Below are 21685 nucleotides of genomic sequence, written 5' to 3'. Positions count from 1 at the left end.
TGATGTTTCACATTCTTGATACAGCCTTGTATTCTTTTAACCGTGCAGTCCCAAGTCTTGGCATCATCTCAGGAACTAAATCCCTCCACAAACTAAGTGAGATTGATATTTAACTGTTTTTTAGGTTGACATCGCTTATCTTGGCCGTAAATAAAGTTTACGATGCTCAGAACCTGCATTTTGGCCATCTCTTTGGGATACCAATGCCCGAAAGGCTATTTACCTGTGTGTGTCACGCTTTTCGCTCCACAGCTCTTTGCTGAAAATCTGCCGTATGCTCTCCTAACTCCTGCTCAAAAACTTCCGCACCAGCAGTTTTTGTCTAGAAAATCGAAAATTAAATACGGATTGTAATAATTACCTTTTACTATCGACGATAACTGACCAATATCCCGGCTCTAAACCTAGTTCGGCTTGGCCGCCGAAACGAAAAGCCGACGCAAGGATGCGTCGGATTTTTATTTACAATACGCTTAGAATTTGTAACTTGCCGACGCGTAGAAGCTTCCTATAGATTGATTATATTCCTTACCATTGAAGTCCAAAACAAAACTATCAACCTCATACGCAGCTCGAAATGAAAGCCCTTCTACCTGTGGAATATAGTATTCTAGCCCAACACCGAGTCTAATTGCTCCACCGGCTTCAGATCCAGACTCATCGAGATCAATGCTACCTAAACCAGCAGTACCAAATGGTCTTAGACCATTGTCAAATGTATAACCAACATTCGCCGAAAAGGTATATGAAGAATAACGTTGTTCATGATTAAACGAAGACTTCGAGTCTGTTATTTTAATTGGGGCATACTTGGTATACTGCGCCTCTATACCTACAACTCGGTTAAACATATACCCTGCGATCAGCTTGTATGTTTGGCCATCAATATTGTTGCTGGCGGTAATGGAAGAGTCATTGTAAAGCTCTGACACGACTTTTTGCATATCTGATGTATAGCCATCATCTTCAAAGTTTGTAGAACCAACACCCGCCCCTATATAAAACCCACCAAAATCCTGAGCAGAAGCGAAAGAAGAGAAGATCATTGTTGCTAAAATTAGTTTTTTCATAGTTTCTTTATTATGTGATTGCAAGAAGTCGTCACAGTAACCACCCAGCAACCAAAAAACTTAATGGCAACCAAAAATTTCTCTCATATTAGCCTGTATGTAAAACATGAACTATTTCACAATTTTTCATGTAATTGTTTTTATTGCAAATATTTCTGTGTGATTAATTTTATAAATCCAATCGTTGATTTTATACACTCAACTTATACACTAATTCGCTTTCAGGTAAGAATCGCTTCGCTAAGATCGCGGGCATAATGTTTAAGTTGTTGTAATGAACATAGTCACACTATCCAATTTGCAATTGGACACTTCTTCAAGGACGCTACGCAATAACACTGGCCACTCAATAGAGTTACGTCCGTTAACATTCGATGTTTTCAACCTGTTGATTGAAAATCACGGCACTCCAGTCAAAAGAGAGAAGATCTACGAAGTATGCTGGCACGGGCGTGTTGTCACCGACCAAGCGCTCACCAATGTTATTTCAGAGTTAAGAAGAGCGTTGATTTCTCTTAAAGCTAAAAACATTGAAATTAAAACAGTGAGTAAAATGGGCTACTATTTGACCTTACCCGGTGTCAACTCACCTGCAAATATCGGCACTCCTCCTTCAAGCATCGACAATGGCGTGGTGAAAGCACCAATGGCTGCCAAAGATAAATCACGTTGGGTTGATCGAATTGGGACCTGCGGCGTGACGACTGGAGCAAAAGCTGCGCTATTTGTTGTTTTCGCTAACTTAATGTTACTCACGGCATGCGACCTTTTTCGATCGCCATCAATGCCAAACTTTATGGATACAAGCGATTACACTAAGCTCGAGATTGGCCAGCTAACCCTTTATTTTAACAATGTTAGTGGTGAAGTATTTGATATAACCAAGGTTGTAGAAGGATTAGATAGCCGCCACTTTAGACAGTGTGCGACCAATGTCTATTTAAGAGTTTATCGCTCTCTATACGATGAAAGCCGTCTCGCCGCAAAAATGTTCGTGTTCACACAAAGCCCTATAGATAACCAATCTTATCGCCAGTTTTCGACTAAGGAAGATACTCTGGCTGAAGTTTTAAACAAGATAGCGATTCAAAGGAAAAGTGAATGCAACTAATTACTATAGTTCTAGCGCTCGTCACTTCACTCACGGTATCTTTTTTCTTAAAAACACAACATGATGACAGTAGGCTTGCTGGAACACGTTGGATTTGTTCAGAAAGCAAAAGTCACTTTCTTCGAGCTTCATTCAATGAGTACCTGGCGATAGATGAAACACATACCCTGTTCTTTACCTCTGGCAACATGATGACTCAGTATCATAGTGGCGATGTTTACCTCCGTAGCGGTGCGCAACGTTCTTTTGAAGTTGCTTACACGGTTAACTACAAACTGTCAGATAGTGAGTTAAAGATGGTCTATGAAAAGATTATGTGGGCCATTAAGCCTAATGATGTCAGTGTTTTCGTAAACCACATCGACAGGCTAGAAGGGTTTTCCATAGATGTAAATTACTACGTTGACGGGCAATACCTTTATTTATTCAATAAAAGTGAAAGTGAAGATAGCAACTTTGTATGTCATTCATCAGAACCTCTCCTCACTCGCACAGATCAAAAGTAATGCGAAATGGCAAGGTATCGGGTACGAATATGTTCTATAAGTAACTTAACTTTATTCGGTGGTTGGCGAGTAAATGGATAAACCGCGTAGATGCCAAGCTTTTTCCCCACTTGCTCTGGAAATATGTCCACTAGTTGGCCATTACGTATGTCGTGATAGACCAAACATCTTGGAACATAAGCGATTCCGTGTCCTCCTAGCGCTGCTTTTCTTAAAGCAGTAGCATTATCCGTTGAAAAGGAACCTGCCACTTTAACAATGTAGTTGTCATCTTTTGCTTTAAATTCCCACTCACTCGCCCCCGTTGTTTGGTAGGCATATTGAAGACAGTTATGTTGTTCGAGGTCTTGTGGTTCTATCGGCTTACCATTTCTCGCAATGTAGGAAGGAGACGCACATACCACCCATTGTGAATCGAGAATATGTCGAGCAATTAAACTTGAATCTTCAAGATAACCTGTTCTTATTACTAGGTCATAACCCCCTTCAACCAAATCGACAAAACGATTATCAAGCGACATATCTACAGATAACCCAGGGTGCGAATTACAAAATTCTGCCACCGCATCGGCCAATATCAGATCCCCCGATATTGTAGGTACTGACATTTTAATATGACCGCTGACATTCTCGCCATAGCCTGAAACTGCGTCCATAGCCTCCTGAGCGGCTTGCTTCACGTTTTTAGCACCATGCGTTAACGCTTTACCCGCTTCTGTTAACGTTAATTTGCGCGTTGTTCGATATAATAGCTGAACTCCCAGCTGTTCCTCTAGCCTTGCTATTCTTTTGCTAACTACCGAATTTGTAAGGTCATTTATCTCAGCAACTTTGCTAAAACTACCCAGTTCTACTACTTGAGAAAATAGGATTAAGTCATCTGCACGCATTTATTATGTCATTTTTGGAACTAATAATTTTCATTATTTCCCTATATCAATAAAAAAGAAAGGGGTAAATTCACCTTCAGTTAACAATAACATCACAAATAATAAATCTAAGAGACTCTTTAGAGCCCTAACTGAAGAATGTAAAAGGATGTACCAATGAGTGACACATTACTTGCCCTAGTGGCTTTCTCACCGATTGTGGTAGCTGCCATACTCCTCGTCGGCCTCAACTGGCCAGCAAAACGCGCGATGCCCGTCGCTTTTGGTTTAACAGTCATTATTGCCCTATTTGCTTGGGACATGTCGACAACTCGTGTGCTTGCATCTGTATTTCAGGGGCTAGGAATTACACTCTCTGTACTATGGATTGTGTTCGGAGCCATTTTCTTACTCAACACGTTAAAACATACTGGCGCAATATCGACTATACGAAACGGGTTCACGAATATCTCTCCAGATAGGCGTGTGCAGGCCATCATCATTGCATGGTGTTTTGGTTCATTTATCGAAGGAGCCTCAGGCTTTGGCACTCCTGCCGCGATTGCAGCTCCATTACTTGTTGCAATTGGTTTCCCAGCACTCGCTGCGGTATTAATGGGGATGATGATTCAATCAACGCCTGTTTCTTTCGGCGCAGTGGGCACTCCAATCATTGTCGGTGTTAATAAGGGTCTTGATACCCATAGCATAGACGCTGCTCTGCTGGCTAACGGCTCTACATGGGAAGCCTACCTCCAGCAAATTACATCAAGTGTCGCTTTGATTCATGCCTGTGTTGGTACGCTAATCCCAGTACTAATGGCAATGATGCTGACTCGCTTTTTTGGCAAAAACAGAAGTTGGACTGAAGGATTAGATATCTTGCCATTTGCGGTCTTCGCAGGCCTCTCATTCACCATTCCATATGCCTTGACTGGTGTCTTCCTTGGCGCAGAATTCCCTTCTTTAATTGGCGGCTTAGTCGGTCTGTCCATTGTCGTTTCTGCTGCAAAACATGGATTCTTAGTACCTAAATCAACGTGGGATTTTGAGGATGAAAACAAGTGGCCAGCGGAATGGTTAGGCTCACTAAAAATCGAACTAGATGGCTCTAAAACTAAACCTATGAACATGGCACTTGCATGGCTACCTTATGTACTACTCGCGGTTGTGCTAGTTGCTAGCCGCGTCAGTGCTGAGTTCAAAGCAGTGCTTCGTAGTGTCAGCCTGTCTTTCGGCAACATACTTGGTGAAGCAGGGATTAGTACTGCTATCCAACCATTATACCTCCCTGGCGGTATCCTAGTATTTGTTGCATTGGTCGCTGTGCTCCTTCAGTCTCGCAGTGTTGTACCGCTTGCCAAAGCATTCGGCGAATCGAGTAAAACACTCGTTGGTGCTGGTTTTGTCCTAGTGTTCACAATTCCAATGGTTCGTATCTTTATTAATTCCGGAATCAACGGCGCTGACTTAGCAAGTATGCCTGTTACGACAGCAAACTTCGCTGCAGGCCTCGTTGGTGATGCTTTCCCAGCTCTAAGCGCAACAGTTGGTGCTTTAGGTGCGTTTATCGCTGGCTCAAACACAGTGTCGAACATGATGTTTAGCCAGTTCCAGTTCGAAGTCGCGCAAACACTGACTATATCAAGTGCTATTGTGGTCGCTTTACAAGCAGTAGGTGCTGCCGCGGGCAATATGATTGCGATTCACAACGTAGTAGCCGCGTCTGCAACGGTAGGATTACTTGGGCGAGAAGGTGCCACATTGCGTAAAACGATTATCCCAACCATCTACTATTTGTTTGTCACTGGTGTGATTGGTCTTGTTGCTATCTACGGTTTACAAATCACTGACGCACTAATGAGTTAATCGTATTGTTCTTAAGGTGTTAACACTCATAGACCTGACAAAAAACTCCCGGGTATTAACACCTCCTTTACGACCAATTACCTATATGGGCTAGTACCCATAGTCGACCATACTAAACCTTGAAAGAAAGGCACCTCATAAATTATTTATAGGAATAACCTTATGATTATCTCTGCTTCTACTGACTACCGTGCCGCTGCCAAAGCTAAGCTCCCACCGTTCCTTTTTCATTACATTGATGGTGGCTCTTATGGAGAGCATACATTAAGGAGAAACACGCAAGACCTTGCCGATATCGCACTCAAACAACGTGTACTAAAAAACATGGAAGATCTAAGCCTAGAAACTGAAATCTTCGGAGAAAAGTTTGCCATGCCGATTGCCCTAGCACCCGTTGGGCTTACCGGAATGTACGCTCGAAGAGGCGAAGTTCAAGCAGCCAAAGCAGCAGATAATAAAGGTATTCCATTTACCATGTCGACGGTTTCTGTCTGCCCTATTGAAGAAGTGGTTCCTGCGATAAAGCGCCCAATGTGGTTCCAGTTATACGTACTTAAAGACCGCGGCTTTATGAAGAACGTGCTTGAACGCGCAAAGACTGCTGGTGTTACCACACTCGTTTTTACTGTAGACATGCCTGTTCCTGGGGCTCGTTATCGAGATATGCATTCAGGTATGAGCGGCCCCAACGCAGCGGCCCGTCGAGTATTTCAAGCAATGCGCCACCCTAGTTGGGCATTTGATGTAGGACTCTTTGGTAAGCCACATGATCTTGGCAACATTTCAACCTATCGTGGTGAGCCGACAAAACTTGAAGACTATATTGGATGGCTGGGAGATAACTTTGACCCTTCTATTTCATGGAAAGACCTAGAGTGGATCCGTGAATTCTGGGACGGCCCAATGGTAATCAAGGGAATTCTTGATGAGCAGGATGCCAAAGATGCAGTTACCTTTGGTGCCGATGGCATTGTGGTATCAAACCACGGTGGACGCCAGCTTGACGGTGTAATCTCTACGGCCAAGGCTCTACCTAGTATCGCAGACGCCGTAAAAGGTGACCTAAAGATTTTCGTAGATTCAGGAGTTCGCACGGGATTAGACGTTGTTCGCATGCTGGCCCTTGGTGCAGACTGTACTCTACTCGGTCGCTCATTTGTCTATGCGCTTGCAGCACAAGGGCAAACCGGCGTGGAAAATCTTCTCGATCTTTATGACAAAGAGATGCGCGTAGCAATGACGCTTACTGGCGCCAAGAGCATTCACGATTTAAATCAAGACTCATTAGCCAATTTTAAGTAATTCCAAAGGTGTCACAATAAATCAGCCCAGCATGTGACACCTTTTTACTACTGGCCTCATAAAAATACATTGTCAGTAGCATGCACAAGGAAGAAAAGATGTCGAATCAAGAAAGTGATAATAAGTACCGCCAGCTAGAAGCTCTGCTCGCTGTTGAAATAGATGAACAACGCATTATCACTGAACACGCCAAGCGCCTAGCCTACGGCACCGACGCGAGTTTTTATCGCTTAGTCCCGCAAATTGTTTTGCGTCTGAAAAGCCTCAACGAAGTTATCTATACTATTCAATGCTGTAGAGAGATGGGGATTCATTTTACGTTTCGTGCAGCGGGCACCAGCTTATCTGGTCAGGCGGTGTCAGATTCTGTCCTTATTGCTTTGACAGATGATTGGCGCGGACATGAGATCATTGAGGGTGGTAATAAGATTGTCTTGCAGCCCGGAGTCATTGGTGCCGATGCCAACAAGTACCTAGCCCCTTACAAGCGCAAGATTGGCCCTGATCCTGCGTCCATTAATACGTGCAAAATTGGCGGCATCGCGGCAAACAACGCCAGTGGTATGTGCTGTGGTACAGCGCATAATTCCTATCGCACCATCGACAGCGTAAAACTGGTTCTAAGTGACGGTACGCTGCTTGATACTTCATGCAAAGACAGTATTTCTGCTTTTTTCGCCACTCGCCCAGATATCGTTAACGGTCTGACTGAACTGGTTAGAGAAACACAACAAAATTCAGAATTAAGCGAACGAATTCGCCATAAATATCGCTTAAAAAACACCACAGGTTATGCCTTAAATGCACTGGTCGATTTTAGTGACCCGATTGAAGTATTAGAACATCTGATCATTGGCTCTGAGGGTACGCTAGGTTTCATCGCAGAAATCACGTACAACACGGTTATAGAGCATAACTTTAAAGCGTCTTCACTATTAGTCTTCGCCAATATTGAAGAAGCAAGTAAAGCGGTTACTACTCTGTCGAAAACCCCTGTGGCCGCAGTTGAACTAATGGATGGGCGAGCACTTAGGTCAGTCGCTGACAAAGCGGGAATGCCGGAATTTATCAAACAACTCGATTTAGAAGCGGCGGCCCTTTTAGTCGAAACACATGCGAGTGAACAAACGGAAATTGACATACAATGCGAGGCCATACTCGGCTCGCTATCGGACTACACCATCATAGAGTCCGTGCCATTTACACTCGATCCCAAAACCGTTGCAACGCTCTGGGGGATACGAAAAGGTATGTTCCCAGCCGTCGGTGCTGTGCGCGAAGTTGGTACCACGGTTATCATTGAGGATGTGGCCTTCCCAGTAGAAAACCTTGCTAATGGTGTACGTGACCTTCAAGCACTCTTTGACCAATATGGGTACAATGAAGCGATCATTTTTGGCCATGCATTAGAAGGAAATCTGCATTTCGTTTTCACCCAAGGTTTCGATTCACAACAAGAAATATCCCGCTATGGCAACTTTATGGATGACGTTGCCGATTTAGTGGCGGTGAAATATCAGGGGTCACTAAAAGCAGAACATGGTACAGGGCGCAATATGGCGCCTTATGTCGAACTCGAATGGGGGAAAGATGGCTATAGCTTGATGCAGAAAATCAAAGCTTTATTTGATCCCGAAGGGTTGCTTAATCCGGGTGTCATTATTAATGATAACCCCCATTCGCATATTGAAAACCTCAAGCCTATGCCCGCAGCGGATTCATTAGTCGATCGTTGCATTGAGTGTGGCTTCTGCGAACCCGTCTGTCCTTCACGCACACTCACCCTCTCGCCTCGTCAACGCATCGTATTATATCGAGAATTACAAAGGCGCAGGGCATCAGGAGAAAAAACTCAAGCCTCGGAACTAGAGCGTATCTTTGAGTACCAAGGTATTGATACTTGCGCCGCGACCGGCTTATGCGCAGATAGGTGTCCAGTAGGGATCAACACTGGTGATTTGGTTAAACAGCTGCGAACCGCAAAGTACCAAAAATTTACCCCTATCGCGCAATGGACAGCCGACCATTTTGCTACCACCACAACTCTTACACGAGCCTCTCTCAAAGCTAACCAAATTGCGATAAAAGTGATTGGTGAGGGAACAGTATCGTCGATAACTAATGGGGTTCGTAAACTGACGAATAACAAAACCCCAATCTGGATGGCTGAAACACCTCAGTCAAATAGTCATAAGCTCGACAAAGCGTTAGAGCTATTAGTGCGCTCCGATAAGAAAGTTGTTTATCTTCCTTCTTGCGCATCCCGTACCATGGGCCAACAAAGCAACGCACATGACCAACGCAGCCTAACTGAAGTGACATTGTCACTCATCAAAAAAGCAGGGTTCGAAGTTATCATCCCTGAACAGCTTGATGAACAATGCTGTGGTATGCCCTATGAAAGTAAAGGTATAACCGAGGTTGCAAGCCAGAAAGCACGGCAGCTAGAAGCCGCTCTTTGGAAATCCAGTTACGAAGGCGAATATCCTGTTTTGATGGACACTAGCCCTTGCGCCAAACGCAGCATTGAGAGCTTTACAAAACCTATGGAGATACTTGAACCAACCGGATTTGTCGCCAAGTACTTGATGCCACACCTTTCGATTACAACCAAACAAGAAACGGTCATGCTTCATGTTACATGCAGTTCAAGGCGTATGGGATTAGAAAGCGAGATGCTGTCACTAGCAAAAGCCTGTGTATCTGACGTCGTGCTACCAGAACACATTTCTTGTTGTGGTTGGGCTGGTGATAAAGGCTTCACCACACCTGAATTAAACGAAGCCGCTGTCCTCCCCCTTAAAGAACAGGTGCCCGATGGATGCCACCGTGGATTCAGTAATAGTCGCACCTGCGAGATTGGGCTATCACATCACAGCGGTATACCATACCAGTCCATTCTTTATTTGGTCGACGAGGTTAGTAGTCCGCTCTAAGCTGGCTGCTTTACACCGGAGAGTATGCCCTCCAAGTATGAACATGCTAGATATTGGTCGCAACTCTCCTCTATTACCAACCAACAATACTAGTTAGGCGCAAGAATTGAACATCTAAATAGTATTTAATCGAATCAATCTGTCACTTAAATACGCTGGTTTAGCGACACATAATCGCGTTAAAAAAGATGATTTTACTGACGAAAATGGTTAGATTCTCTATATCCGTTGTTATGGAGATTCATATGAAAATCATTATCTTGCATGGGCTTTATATGCATGGCATGGTGATGCAACCACTCAGCCACAAGCTGAGAGAATTTGGCTACCGCACCAAGATCTTATCTTACAACAGCGTAGCCATTGACGAGCAGCAAGTGTTTTCAGCTATCGATAGTGCGCTGTCCGACGCAATGCCCAATATCCTTGTTGGTCATAGTTTAGGGGGGCTTATTATTAAGCACTACCTTCAGTCACGCCAGACTAGTGAAAAAGTCGTGTCACATGTCGTCACTATTGGCTCTCCCATGCAAGGAGCATCGATTGTCACTCGAATTCAAGAGCTTGGTATGAGCGCGATTTTGGGCAACTCTCCCTCTTTTGGTCTCGCTCAACATGAAGGGGATTGGTCTTTTCCCCAGAAACTAGGCTGTATTGCCGGGACACTACCTCTTGGAGCGAGAGCGTTATTACTGATGGATAGCAAAATGGTGTCTGACGGTACTGTCACGGTTGAAGAAACCAAAATCGAAGGCATGACGGATCATACTGAAATTAAAAGCAGCCATACCAGTTTGATCTACTCATCTATAGTGCCCGGACAAGTACACCATTTTGTGCAGAACAGCTGTTTTAAAAAATAGCTATTCACGCTGTTAACCGAATCGCAACAGAAACTCTAACTAGGGATTCGCTTCTTCCAACTGAGCACCGCCTGTTCTAAACAGCGAAAACAGACGTCAAAGGCTTCATCGCTTTTGCCATAGGGATCGGCGACTTCACCGATATTTATCCATTGACCAATGAGTAGGGTCTTACTTCTCACACCAGAAGAATATCTTGATAAGCACTCTTTTTGGGTTTCATCCATTACCAAAATTAGATCGCTATTCTCTAATAGCTCACTTGTTACCTGCGTAGCGCGGTGGTCGGAGATGTCTAAGCCATTCCATTTCGTGGCTTGAATCGAGCCTTTATCAGCTGGCACGTCAATAAGATTCAACGCTTCCACTTTTGTCCCTGCAGAGAAGATACGTTTATTTGGAAAGTGGTGTCTAAACAGCGCTTCTGCAATGGGTGAGCGACATATATTTGCCGTACACACTAATAGAATTGAATCAAACATGTTCAGCTTCCCCTCTCAGGATTCGTTGTGCAATAAAAGCTTTTTCATTTCGAGCAGGCAAATTCGAAGCAGCAAAACAAAAGAAAAGTATCATAATAAACGTTGCAGCATTCGCCATTGGCTGGAGGTTAAAATCGACCGAGATATGGATCAACACACCTATGATTGCCATTGCACTTCCAAATGCGATTCCTTTCATTGTGTGACTGTTACGCTTCGATACAGTCTGTAACGACAAGAAGAGAGCATACAGAACAACTAAACCCAACATCAGCGTAGCGGGCACACCCACTTCGACTGCAAACTGAACATAGTCATTATGAGCGTGATCATAAAACCCTATGCTGGCATGGCTATAACCGGGAAATACGGTGTAAAAAGTCGACAAACCTGTGCCAGTCAGTGGATAGTCTTTAATGATATCCAAACTCCACATTACAACTTGATCTCTAGACTCTAACTCTACCGATGTTTCTACCAAGCGCTGCTTTACCTTATCTAATCCAAATAAAGCGCCGACAACAAACGTATCAATCAACAGAATACTAACTATTAGAACAGTTAACGCCCTTGGTTTGCTGCGGTAAAAAGCGAGTGCAAACAACCCTGTAACCGTAATTGCAACGAAAAAAGCCGCGTTTCCCATTCTTGAACGTGTCAGCACCAACGCGATCACCATAATAACAAGAGATAACCTGATTAGCATTTTGCTACTCATAACACTTGAAAGAATCCGTTTAAATCTTACTATCCAAGAACCGGACTCTGAGATGTGTAACTGCGAAATGATCAGCCCCACTCCCATAGCCGCCGACATGATTAAATAATTAGCCAAGTGGTTTTTATAGACAAATGAACCCGTTGCGATCTCTTTTTCAGGTAATCCCCAGATAAGGCTTTCGGTTATGCCTAGTTTTACAACCAGGGCAGCGTAGAAAGCCTGACCGGTTCCTGCAATTACTATCGCCAAAGCAGTTGATTTAAGTCTGTTTCCAGAGTTGACTAACAGAGTCGCATTAAACACAAGCAGAAAATAGGAAATGCCCTTCAACAGTGACGCCGTCGTCATTCCTCGGTCTAAGCTAATTGAGTAGTTGTCTGCCCCCACTAAAGAGTATATTTCTGCGGCATTTTGTGACAAGAAAGCAACTAACTCTTTAGGTAAGACTAGTGATTGGATCGCGACCCAGACCTGAAACAAGCCAATAGGGATAAGCAACCAACTGTATTTATTAATATAATTCCAAGGTAAAGCTCGCCAATAGATAACAATTAAAGCTACCGTTTGCAGAGCAATCCAGATCTGGGCGATGGACCAAGCCCATGCCCTATTGCTACCAAGTGGTACAGGGAGCCAAACGATTAAAACAAGGAGCGAATAGAAAACCAGCTTCTCTAAGTTTTTCATGCGAGATTGATCTTTGAGGACAAAAGAAAGCCCAACCAATGTTGAGCTCTTGCTTGATTAGTTCGGAGAGATAACGCCACTACCACCGCCACCATCGCTACCGACAGCAGGTATCGCTGGTGGAGATAAAGCAATACTTGAAATACCCGCCGCAGTCGCGTCACCAATTTGAGTAGGGTCGACTCCAGAAAGCAGCGCTGCGGTAGTAACGTCTTCGCTGGCAATTCCTGCAACACGTGCAATTTCAGAAATTTCTTGGGCGAGTTCTGGCGCCAGTTCGAAAGCAGTCTGAAGCACTCGCTGTGTATCAATGCCATCTATTACCAATAGCGATTGAAGTACTTGTAACACATCTTCTGGATTTGCTTGGTAAGCACCCATAATATCAGTATCTGTAAGTACCGTACTCTCGGACTCCTCTACTGCAGCAACCGCAGACAAAGATAAAGCTAACCCGAGTGGAACGAAGAGTCGTGAGAAGAAATTCATCTTAGTTTCCTTGTTTCAAGCTATAAACTATGAAATATATACATGCTAACTGAGACTACTAAATATGGATATGACTAACTACTATTTAAATCTAAAATAATATAACAATATCAGTTTTAAGAATTCATTGTCTCATTTTCAATAACCAACAACCATTCTACTGTGTCTTTTAAAGATTAATTTTGCTGTTTTTGCAAGAACCACCGACATTGAACAAATCATCACAACAGTAAATAGAAAGACTAACCAAGAACCCTGACCGATACTTCCAAGCCCGAGTTTAGGCCAAGCTTGAATGATGTATGGGTGAATAAAAAACACCGAAAAGCTCGTTGATGCCAATGTACACAGAAGCTTATTGGAGTAATTTTCGAATCTATGTAAAAATATCATAAAAAAGAAACACATGAAGATTTTTTGTATAAACACGATATCTACACCAGAATATACAAACGCTGGTTTGTGGAAGTTGCCATATAATCCCAAACTAGCTTGCAGCCCTGCAAGCCCCACAACAATAGCGAGCAAAAAACCATCTTTCCCTTTCAAGCTGCTATAAACATATTCTTTATTTATCGCAGTCGTAATCCCTATCAAATAGACCGGAGAAAAGTAAAATAAGCTTTGAAATACATTGACATTTTCTACTGGCCGATGAACTAACACGGCGACTGTACACAGACTAAAAATGGTAATAATTTGTAACCTCAATGATAAATTCGCATAGCGAACATGTAGAGGAGACAACACAAAGGTGATCAATATAAATGGAATATACCAATACGCTGGCAAGAACCGACCTGAGACGTAGTACTTTATCGACGGAATAAGGTATTCGTGTATCAAACCCGGTTGTGTTGCATCAAAATAGCCATTAAATTCACCTTGAATAAACACCAAGTAAACCGATATCGGTACAATTCCTAGGAACAAGTACGGTAATAGAACATTATTAGCCTTCTTCTTTAAAAAAGAGATATAGTCGAAATTTTTATAAAACACTTCATAAAAAAGATATCCAGAAATAAAAACAAACAATGAGGTTCCGCCTGCTATTATATTGCTTATAAAATAGTCAAAGAAATCCGTTCTTTGTACTCCTGATATTCCATAACTATGAGCTGCCACAATAAACACAATAGCGATAGCTCTGAAATTATTGAACGAATTTATCCACACAATATACAATCCTGTATTCTAACCTGTCTGTAGATATACTAGTGACAAGTTATGATTCGCGACATGACGAATGGTCAATCGCGTTAAACGCCAGAAGCTTACACATTCTTTCAGCACCCTTAGACGACTCGAGCAAACCCTTTAAAGATCTGCGGAATCGGTAGCTTTGTGCGCTAGCCAAAAAATTTACGGTAAGCGCAATTTGTTCCTCTTCGGTAAGCATTTCCCACTGTGAGAATTTTTTGTCATACAGCACTAACTTCGTCTCATTCATGTATGGCCCAAATCGCATAGCCAATTTTTCCGGATACTCTATCGCCGCTGGCACAGAATGCTTTTCAGAGAAACGAGACATCTGCAAATAGGGAGCATACCAAGTCGGTCTCGACCGAATACTCTCAATTAGGTACTGATTAACCTCTTCAAGCGATGCGTTTTGGTAGCGTAAAAAGGAATGCCAACTTAAGATATTCGCAGCCAGTTCATATTGATGAGCACCAACATTGGGCAGATAAAGAGTCGTCTCAACCAACAGCCTCTCGTTACCAACACGTTGCTCATCAAACTCGAAGTTTGCTTCATCACTGTACAGTGAAAGTGAATAAGTCAGACTGCTTGTATATGCAACCTGAACCAACTGGAATAACGAGGAGATAACTAAGATCAACGCTATAAATAGAGGAAGAATGTGCATAAACGCTATTTATTGGCCAACAATCGCTTTGATTTCTCCGTTAGGAGTAACCAGGCAAACTTCGAGTTTGTCACCAAATAACGCTTCCACATTCTTCGAGGTTCTTGGATTACTCGGTATAACCACTCTAGACCGTACTTTTGCATCCAAGAAGGAGCGCGATTAACCTTGCCAGCGACAACATCAAAAGTACCACCTACCCCCATAACAAAGTCGACACCTAACTGATCTCTCCACTTATTAATGAAGTTCTCTTTCTTGGGGGATGTAATTGCAACAAAGAGCAGTCTCGCTCCAGATTGCTTAATCAATTGCACAACACTCTCTTCATCATCCCAAAAATAGCCATGGTGTGTTCCTGCTATAGCGAGATCTGGATGTTTCTTGTGCATCCTAGCTGCTGTCTCTTGAACAATGCTCTCTTCTGCTCCAAGATAAAACACTGGAAATGACTCCTCTTCGGCCATCGCATTAAGTGAATGGAAAAGATCGACCCCTGCCACACGTTCTGGCACTTGATGACCAAGAAAACGAGCGCCCCAAACCACACCCATACCGTCTATATTAATGATATCGCACTCGGTGACGCTTTCTGATAGCGCTTCGTCTTTTCGCATGTTGACGATCTTGGCCACATTAACAACAACATGCTGAGTAAACTGTTTGTCACTAATCCTGCTTTTTATCAAATCTACGGTTTCAGTCATCGTGCCAGAATCCATAGGGCTATTCATAACCATAATTCGCTGCATATTAGTGTTCATCCTGATTTAAGTAGTAAGAAAATGAGTAATACATCCACGCTTGTGTCCAACGCATATAGTTGATTTTGTTAGTGCCTTTTTTATTAACTTGATAAACAAATTGCTTTTTGCCTGGCAAATACAAATGCTCGACTGACCACTTTATGATCTTGCCGATCAACTCAGCGTCACTCTTCGATTTAGACAACTTTGAAAAGGTAATAATCGACTGCGCAACCGAATGTGGATCGAGCGGATATGGATTATCGTTGTAATACCTAGCTAAACCATCTTGCTCAAAAAAATGGGTGCGATAGTAATCTAACCCTTTACCAATAACTTCATCGAATTCCACCGTTGCTAGGCAACGTCGAACAATGTCGAGAGCTTCCAAGTTGTACCCTGTATGGAAGCCATCAATAAACTGATGGTGATGCCTTGCACCATAGACCCAAGAACCATCTGAACGCTGTTCTCGTGCAGATTGTCTGGCAACCTTTAACGCAAGCTGTTTGTAATGATCGTTATCAGTTTCATTAGCAACCGTCGCCACCCAAGCAGCAGCCCATAAGCTCGCATTATGCACAAACGCGGTTTCTCCTGGGATATAGGCAAAGAAGCAACGTCGATCAGACTCCGTATAGAGTGAGTTCACAATAAAATTCGCTGCATCAAGCGCAGGATCTTTGAATCTTTCACTTCCACTCAGCCCCTGTTTATCAAGGATTCTGGCTAGTTCTAACAAAGCTTGAGAAACATAAACGGTCGTGATTACGTTTGGCTTACCTTTGGGCACGTAGAAAGCTCTCGCTTTCCAGTCGAAGTGGTAACCCCAACAACTGTGTTTCCATTGCTGCTTATCGCACTCTTGAGTCAATAGCCAGTCGCCAAGCTCTACGCTTAAATCGAGATACTTTGTTTCTTTCGTTCTTTTGTAGTCTTCAAGCATGCCCAGAATAAACAAACCTATCCCTTTCGGATTACGTTTTTTAGGAACACCCGCCAAAGGGCGAAAATTGATTGGAGAGCGTTTAAAGAGCTGGATCCAAGCTAAACCCACCAATCCTTTCTTTAGTCTAGGAAGAACATCAAATAGACGACTATTCAATCCATCAAATGGGTCATAACCACTAAACTCATCTAAGACTGACTCTGACAATACTTGTTGTTTAACCACAAGAGCATTATTTCGGACCTCTGCTAACGTCACTTTTTCTTTCCTTGTTTACCAATCATTTCTATGCAGAAATGAGAATTTAATTCGAAAATGGCTATCACAAACTTGTGCCTGTATAAAAAACACCTCAGCTTCTCCGCAAGATAGTCGTACATGAGCCCCTAACATCAAGATCGGTGGTGCTTTTCTCTCGCTCATACTCTTTAAATAACATTGATATTGTTACTAACCATAGGAGGGTTAAATAGTTGGGAATTGGTCCAATCGCCCCACTTTCCAACGCTCCAGTAACGAGGATAAAAATAAAAAGTGAAGAAGCTAACTTTGATTTAAAAGTAACCAAAAAGTAGACTTGAATTGCTAGAATAATGAATACAGGCAATGAACCAATAACACCTGATGACAACAAAAGCTGCAGAATAAATTGGTGGCTATTGACTGTCGTCCAACCCCAACTTGTTTCAAAATGAAGGGGAAGGAGTTGTTTTGATGCAGCATACCCGTACCCAAGCCACGGCTTTTCAGCGATCAATTCGGTAACAACCTCCCAAATCATTGTTCGTCCAGTAAAGGTAAATAGCTCTTCAAGACCTCCACTTCTGGTTAGTGATGGTAATATATTCAAGTAAATTTCTGTCGCCCAAATAGTCGTCGCTAAAGTCAAACCGATAAATAGCAAATAGACGATAGACGCATAGCGCCTGTGCAAAAAGTAGTAACTAGTCGCCAAAATGAGCGCTAACATTGACGTTCTACTTTGCGACAATAAAAGAACAGCAAGAATAGCGGTAAACAAGACATATTTTATTCGTTCTGGTCGGCCATGTCCTTTTACTACCAATAGTAGAAATAAACTTAGCGCTGAAACTTGGCCAATAGCATTGGCGTTACTCCCAATACCTTTGAACCTTACCCCTTCGATATACCCCATATCATTCCAGTACTCTTGAAGAGCAATACTTGGAATGGCGACATAGAAAATCAAGGAAAGTATGCAGATCCCTAGTGAGGCCAATAGGAACGCATTCGTTGCCTGCTGATAATCAAACAGGCGAAACATGACGATGCTCGTTAGCACGAATATGCAAAAAACAAGCGATGCCATTATCGAATAGCTTCCTGCTGGAGAAGTTGGTGACTGAATCAGAATTAAAGCTGCATATATTAAAATCATCCACTGAGGCAATGACATTGGCCTCAAGTTAATCCTTAATGCGAAGAACAGGCTAATCGCACCGCAGAACAACCAAACAAACGCTTTAATAACCAACTGTAGGTCCATACCCTCGGACTCGACACCTCTATTCCTAAACGTAGAAACAGTGGCAACAATCAGCAAGATATATATTGCCAATACGAACTTATTGCTAATTCTGATGATCACGATCTATTCCCATAACTTTGTGTAAGGAAAGTGCGACGATAATGAGCCAGCCAATTGCCATCGAACTCGGCATTGCGAACACACCAAGGTAACTAATAGATGCAACTAAAAACAGTTGAGCGCTCAGTGCACACACAACCCGATTGATAAACATTTGTTTGGCCATTTTCGTTATGTATAACGCGTTCTCTAGAAAGTGACCAAATATCATGAATACGTAAGCAATAGAAAACGGAAGGAGCACTTGCACCAAATCTTGGTATTTCCCGGAATACAGCAATTCGTTTATTTCATCAGAGAAGAAAATCGTAGCTGTCATATATGGCATTGCAATCAGCCCAACAATCGCCATCGACTTCATCAAGCTCTTTATTAATGCTGACTTACCCTGTGAATGGTACTTTTTTGAAGAGTCCACTTTATCAAACGAGTCCACTGCACTGATCAATACTTGTACAGGTTGAAGAAGGTTTCGAGCAACAGATAACAATGCAACCAATCCTGGACCGAAAATAAACCCTGAAGAGATAATTAATAAGTTGTTATAGCCACCAAAAGCAAACCCGCTCAAGATTTCATATTTCTGCAATTTGAGTTGTTTACTTACGAACTGCCTATCGAAACGCCAGCTTATTTTAACTTCAGCCTTTACCAACAACGTAGCAATAATGAATGAAGCTGGGTAGGCATAAATAACGTCGAGAGATAAAACATATAGAGCCGAGCTCAAGACGAATAGTAACGACGCATTAGTAATACATAGCCTAAGAATGTTCTGGTAGTCACCTCTACGCCATAATAGCCTTCTCTTAAACTCATAGACCCACAAAGACAAGCTCAATACCAAGCAATACGTCGCCCACTCAATAACGCTAAGAGAATTCATAATGCAGAAAACAACAACAATTACCGTACTAATCACGCCGATAATCAGTGATGAGAAAAATGAGGTCTGATTTAAAGACCTCACAAACGATTCAGTGAAATCACTGGAAATCGATAAAGGTATCGAAATCAAATTTCTTTGAATTCCCTGAAAGAAAATGACCGTGGCTAAACAAAGGGAATATGCGCCCAGAACATGTTCGCTCGCCACGTTGGCCAAAAACACAAAGAAGACAAACGTTCCCCCAGAGTAAAACATTTGATCCGCAAGAGCGGTAAAGACCTTAAGCTTCATTGATTTTCTCAGCGATCAAGCCTGCTTTGTAAGACCAGCGCTCTCTGTCCATATTAAGCTTTTGGCATTCCCCTTTAATAACAGCTGTACGTAAGTGCTCAACAAATTCATCATAATCATTAGTGACTTCGATGTTCGATGTACCAAACTCATCCCAACCATTGAAAAACGTTGAAACAATTGGTTTTCCAGCGGTCAAATATTCTTTAAACTTGACTGGACTACAGAACTTAATCCACTCGTTTTTCTGCCAGTACATAGTCAGTACATCACATGCATGTAGGTAAGCAGGCACTTCTTCTTGGCTCTTTTTACCAAGGAAGTGAATATTTTTCGGTATCGACTGTTTCGAAAAGTGCTCTCCCATACTGACCTCTCCTACTAGAAAAAATTCAGCATCCGGAATCTGCTTAGCTGAGTACAGTAAAAGGTCAATATCAAACGTGTGAGAATCGATGGCCCCTACAAACATAATCTTTGGTTTAGTCGTTGATGCTAGCTCGGTTTCTCGTTGCTTTAGCTGTTGATCAAAAAACACATCAGCAACCCCATGAGAGACATGTAAAGTTGATTTTGCTAGTTTATGTTCTTCGTTTTGTAACGCTTTCGAACAATAGATGACTAATCCCGAATCTTTGATCAGTTTATCAACACTCTTCTTAATAAACTGGGTATCTCCATCCGCCAGCATTTCATTTTTGTCCGTACGCTGGTAAACCACATTGTCTTTTTTTAGATCGATAGCATCTGAAATCGTTGGCGTTACCACCCACATAAGTGGCTGACGTATGCCCAACTTTTTAGTGATGTATGCGACTTGAGCCTTTAGGAAAAGATTAGAGAGAAACGAAAGCATTTTTCCTGGTACATAGATTGGTGAATAAACGTAAAAATTATCTTCAACTTGTACAAAACCTCGAGAAATGCTCTTCAATTTCCGCTTAATTTTATCAGCAATGTTGGAAGTTTTTCCTAATGTAGGAACACGCATACCTACCGAATTGATAAACAGTACCTTTTGTTCTTTTGACAGCTCTCGCATCACCTTCATATCAAAGTGGCCTTTGTTGTGATACCACCAGTCAGCACCGCCAAAACACACAATACCATCATAGTTATTCAGTTTAGCCATGCTTTATAGACCTCGTGTATCGATAATCACTTTTTTGGCAAAGCTTGTTTTATCAGCCAATTTGAATTGTTTGTGATCAACGAGAACAACAACAATATTCGCTCGTTCAATCGCGCTTTCAAATGAGGTTAACTCTAGATCTTTTTGTTTCAATTTCTCTGGAAGCTCATCAATATTAGGTTCTACGAGCAACAGTTCACCGACGTTACGTTGAGTCAACTCTTCAACTATTTGTAGTGCTGGACTTTCACGCAGATCATCAATGTCAGCTTTAAATGCTAGCCCCAAACAAGCGACAACTGGGCGTTTAAACTCATCGGCAGATTTTTCAATTTGCTCTATGACATGGAATGGCTTCGAATCATTCACAAGCCTTGCCTGACGAATGAGTTTCGCGTCATCAGGGGCACTGTCGACAATAAACCAAGGGTCAACGGCAATACAGTGACCACCGACACCCGGACCAGGGTTCAAAATATTAACCCTTGGGTGGCGGTTAGATAGCTTGATCAATTCCCATACATTAATTTTTAGCTTTTCACAAATAATGGAAAGCTCATTGGCAAACGCTATGTTGACGTCTCGGAAAGAGTTTTCTGTCAACTTGGCCATTTCGGCAGTTCGAGCATTGGTAACGATGCACTCTCCGCGAACAAACGTTTGGTACAGTTCAGAAGCCCTTTCACTACATGCTGCTGATAGACCACCAATGACGCGATCATTAGAGACTAGTTCCTGAATAACATAACCCGGTAGAACCCGCTCTGGACAATGGGCAATTTTGATATCTGCGCTATCACCACAATCTTGAGGAAAGCTAAGATCTGGTCGTGCTTCTTTGAGCCAGTTGGCTAACTTCTCTGTCGCACCAACAGGTGAAGTCGATTCCAATACAACTAGGTTGCCTTTTTCTAAAACTGGAGCGATTGAGCGTGCCGCCGATTCAACATATGACAGATCGGGTTTATGATCACCACAATCACTGTGTAGAAATGGCGTTGGTACGGCTACCATAAAGGCGTCTGCTTTTTCTGGGGCAGTCGTTGCTCTTAAGTTTCCAGTAGCTACAACACCTTTGACGATAATATCTAAATCTGGCTCAACAATATGGATATTGCCCGCATTGATAGTCTCTACAGCATTTTGGTCAACATCGACACCAACAACGTTAATACCTCGTGATGCGACGACGGCTGCCGTAGGCAAACCGATATAACCTAACCCGATTACAGAAACTGTTTTAAAAGACATAAAAATCCCTTCAACTAAATGCCAAAATTTGAAAAATAAC

At 42.5% G+C, this 21685-nt stretch carries 19 protein-coding genes; 6 read left to right on the top strand and 13 right to left on the bottom strand.

What is annotated here, in order from left to right; translation table 11 throughout:
* Positions 1–473: 473 nt before the first annotated feature.
* Complete coding sequence (locus tag ZX61_RS18595) at positions 474–1070, bottom strand: porin family protein (protein WP_049846092.1); 597 nt, start codon at positions 1068–1070, stop codon at positions 474–476.
* Between the two features lie 274 nt (positions 1071–1344).
* Between ZX61_RS18595 and ZX61_RS18590 the strand changes: the two genes are divergently transcribed.
* Complete coding sequence (locus tag ZX61_RS18590) at positions 1345–2181, top strand: winged helix-turn-helix domain-containing protein (RefSeq protein WP_049846091.1); 837 nt, start codon at positions 1345–1347, stop codon at positions 2179–2181.
* A complete protein-coding gene (locus ZX61_RS18585) occupies positions 2172–2687 on the top strand; it encodes a hypothetical protein (RefSeq protein WP_049846090.1) in 516 nt (171 codons plus the stop codon). Before ZX61_RS18590 ends, ZX61_RS18585 begins: the two co-directional genes overlap by 10 nt.
* Here the strand turns inward: ZX61_RS18585 and ZX61_RS18580 are convergent.
* Positions 2678–3577 carry a LysR family transcriptional regulator gene (locus ZX61_RS18580; RefSeq protein WP_049846089.1) on the bottom strand — a complete coding sequence of 300 codons (900 nt, stop codon included), beginning with the start codon at positions 3575–3577 and terminating at the stop codon, positions 2678–2680. The two genes, ZX61_RS18585 and ZX61_RS18580, sit on opposite strands and share 10 nt — an antisense overlap.
* A gap of 156 nt (positions 3578–3733) precedes the next feature.
* Here ZX61_RS18580 and ZX61_RS18575 point away from each other — a divergent pair, with 156 nt between their 5' ends.
* The 4 genes from ZX61_RS18575 to ZX61_RS18560 all read left to right on the top strand — a co-directional run bounded on the left by ZX61_RS18575 (position 3734) and on the right by ZX61_RS18560 (position 10526).
* The gene (locus ZX61_RS18575; RefSeq protein WP_049846088.1) at positions 3734–5425 is read left to right on the top strand and encodes an L-lactate permease; all 1692 of its coding nucleotides are present in this window, start codon (positions 3734–3736) and stop codon (positions 5423–5425) included.
* Positions 5426–5587: 162 nt separating this feature from the next.
* A complete protein-coding gene (lldD, locus tag ZX61_RS18570) occupies positions 5588–6727 on the top strand; it encodes an FMN-dependent L-lactate dehydrogenase LldD (protein WP_049846087.1) in 1140 nt (379 codons plus the stop codon).
* A gap of 98 nt (positions 6728–6825) precedes the next feature.
* On the top strand, positions 6826–9663 hold the full coding sequence (locus ZX61_RS18565; protein WP_082173519.1) for an FAD-binding and (Fe-S)-binding domain-containing protein: 2838 nt from the start codon (positions 6826–6828) through the stop codon (positions 9661–9663).
* Between the two features lie 245 nt (positions 9664–9908).
* Positions 9909–10526 (top strand): esterase/lipase family protein, encoded by a 618-nt coding sequence (locus tag ZX61_RS18560; protein WP_049846085.1) that lies wholly within the window; start codon positions 9909–9911, stop codon positions 10524–10526.
* A 35-nt stretch (positions 10527–10561) separates the two neighbouring features.
* Here the strand turns inward: ZX61_RS18560 and ZX61_RS18555 are convergent, their stop codons facing one another.
* The 11 genes from ZX61_RS18555 to wecC form a co-directional block, all read right to left on the bottom strand.
* Positions 10562–11008 (bottom strand): low molecular weight protein-tyrosine-phosphatase, encoded by a 447-nt coding sequence (locus tag ZX61_RS18555; protein ID WP_049846084.1) that lies wholly within the window; start codon positions 11006–11008, stop codon positions 10562–10564.
* On the bottom strand, positions 11001–12416 hold the full coding sequence (locus ZX61_RS18550) for an O-antigen ligase family protein (RefSeq protein WP_049846316.1): 1416 nt from the start codon (positions 12414–12416) through the stop codon (positions 11001–11003). The genes ZX61_RS18555 and ZX61_RS18550 overlap by 8 nt, the downstream gene beginning before the upstream one ends.
* A 57-nt stretch (positions 12417–12473) precedes the next feature.
* Positions 12474–12905: a hypothetical protein gene (locus tag ZX61_RS18545; protein ID WP_049846083.1), complete on the bottom strand. Its 432-nt coding sequence runs from the start codon at positions 12903–12905 to the stop codon at positions 12474–12476.
* A 138-nt stretch (positions 12906–13043) separates the two neighbouring features.
* Positions 13044–14084 (bottom strand): acyltransferase family protein, encoded by a 1041-nt coding sequence (locus tag ZX61_RS18540; RefSeq protein WP_049846082.1) that lies wholly within the window; start codon positions 14082–14084, stop codon positions 13044–13046.
* Positions 14085–14133: 49 nt separating this feature from the next.
* Positions 14134–14778 (bottom strand): hypothetical protein, encoded by a 645-nt coding sequence (locus tag ZX61_RS18535; protein WP_049846081.1) that lies wholly within the window; start codon positions 14776–14778, stop codon positions 14134–14136.
* Between the two features lie 5 nt (positions 14779–14783).
* Entirely contained in the window at positions 14784–15530 is a 747-nt protein-coding gene (locus ZX61_RS18530) for a WecB/TagA/CpsF family glycosyltransferase (protein WP_049846080.1), read from the bottom strand.
* Position 15531: 1 nt separating this feature from the next.
* Positions 15532–16731: an aspartate-semialdehyde dehydrogenase gene (locus ZX61_RS18525; protein WP_443083329.1), complete on the bottom strand. Its 1200-nt coding sequence runs from the start codon at positions 16729–16731 to the stop codon at positions 15532–15534.
* Positions 16732–16825: 94 nt separating this feature from the next.
* The gene (locus tag ZX61_RS18520; protein ID WP_049846079.1) at positions 16826–18082 is read right to left on the bottom strand and encodes an O-antigen ligase family protein; all 1257 of its coding nucleotides are present in this window, start codon (positions 18080–18082) and stop codon (positions 16826–16828) included.
* On the bottom strand, positions 18066–19262 hold the full coding sequence (locus ZX61_RS18515) for a lipopolysaccharide biosynthesis protein (protein ID WP_049846078.1): 1197 nt from the start codon (positions 19260–19262) through the stop codon (positions 18066–18068). The genes ZX61_RS18520 and ZX61_RS18515 overlap by 17 nt, the downstream gene beginning before the upstream one ends.
* Complete coding sequence (locus ZX61_RS18510) at positions 19252–20394, bottom strand: glycosyltransferase (RefSeq protein WP_049846077.1); 1143 nt, start codon at positions 20392–20394, stop codon at positions 19252–19254. Before ZX61_RS18510 ends, ZX61_RS18515 begins: the two co-directional genes overlap by 11 nt.
* A 3-nt stretch (positions 20395–20397) precedes the next feature.
* Entirely contained in the window at positions 20398–21645 is a 1248-nt protein-coding gene (gene wecC / locus ZX61_RS18505; RefSeq protein ID WP_049846076.1) for a UDP-N-acetyl-D-mannosamine dehydrogenase, read from the bottom strand.
* Positions 21646–21685: the final 40 nt, after the last annotated feature.

Source organism: Vibrio sp. VPAP30 (assembly GCF_001188205.1).
In the GTDB taxonomy this organism is placed as follows: domain Bacteria; phylum Pseudomonadota; class Gammaproteobacteria; order Enterobacterales; family Vibrionaceae; genus Vibrio; species Vibrio bivalvicida.
Note: the sequence above shows the minus strand (reverse complement) of the source record. Positions and strands in the feature narration are given on the sequence as shown.

Coding starts and splice junctions, on each gene's coding strand:
- ZX61_RS18595 (WP_049846092.1), bottom strand. CDS start 1,070: ATGAAAAAACTAATTTTAGCAACAATGATCTTCTCTTCTTTCGCTTCT.
- ZX61_RS18590 (WP_049846091.1), top strand. CDS start 1,345: ATGAACATAGTCACACTATCCAATTTGCAATTGGACACTTCTTCAAGG.
- ZX61_RS18585 (WP_049846090.1), top strand. CDS start 2,172: ATGCAACTAATTACTATAGTTCTAGCGCTCGTCACTTCACTCACGGTA.
- ZX61_RS18580 (WP_049846089.1), bottom strand. CDS start 3,577: ATGCGTGCAGATGACTTAATCCTATTTTCTCAAGTAGTAGAACTGGGT.
- ZX61_RS18575 (WP_049846088.1), top strand. CDS start 3,734: ATGAGTGACACATTACTTGCCCTAGTGGCTTTCTCACCGATTGTGGTA.
- lldD (WP_049846087.1), top strand. CDS start 5,588: ATGATTATCTCTGCTTCTACTGACTACCGTGCCGCTGCCAAAGCTAAG.
- ZX61_RS18565 (WP_082173519.1), top strand. CDS start 6,826: ATGTCGAATCAAGAAAGTGATAATAAGTACCGCCAGCTAGAAGCTCTG.
- ZX61_RS18560 (WP_049846085.1), top strand. CDS start 9,909: ATGAAAATCATTATCTTGCATGGGCTTTATATGCATGGCATGGTGATG.
- ZX61_RS18555 (WP_049846084.1), bottom strand. CDS start 11,008: ATGTTTGATTCAATTCTATTAGTGTGTACGGCAAATATATGTCGCTCA.
- ZX61_RS18550 (WP_049846316.1), bottom strand. CDS start 12,416: ATGAAAAACTTAGAGAAGCTGGTTTTCTATTCGCTCCTTGTTTTAATC.
- ZX61_RS18545 (WP_049846083.1), bottom strand. CDS start 12,905: ATGAATTTCTTCTCACGACTCTTCGTTCCACTCGGGTTAGCTTTATCT.
- ZX61_RS18535 (WP_049846081.1), bottom strand. CDS start 14,778: ATGCACATTCTTCCTCTATTTATAGCGTTGATCTTAGTTATCTCCTCG.
- ZX61_RS18530 (WP_049846080.1), bottom strand. CDS start 15,530: ATGCAGCGAATTATGGTTATGAATAGCCCTATGGATTCTGGCACGATG.
- ZX61_RS18515 (WP_049846078.1), bottom strand. CDS start 19,262: ATGAAGCTTAAGGTCTTTACCGCTCTTGCGGATCAAATGTTTTACTCT.
- ZX61_RS18510 (WP_049846077.1), bottom strand. CDS start 20,394: ATGGCTAAACTGAATAACTATGATGGTATTGTGTGTTTTGGCGGTGCT.
- wecC (WP_049846076.1), bottom strand. CDS start 21,645: ATGTCTTTTAAAACAGTTTCTGTAATCGGGTTAGGTTATATCGGTTTG.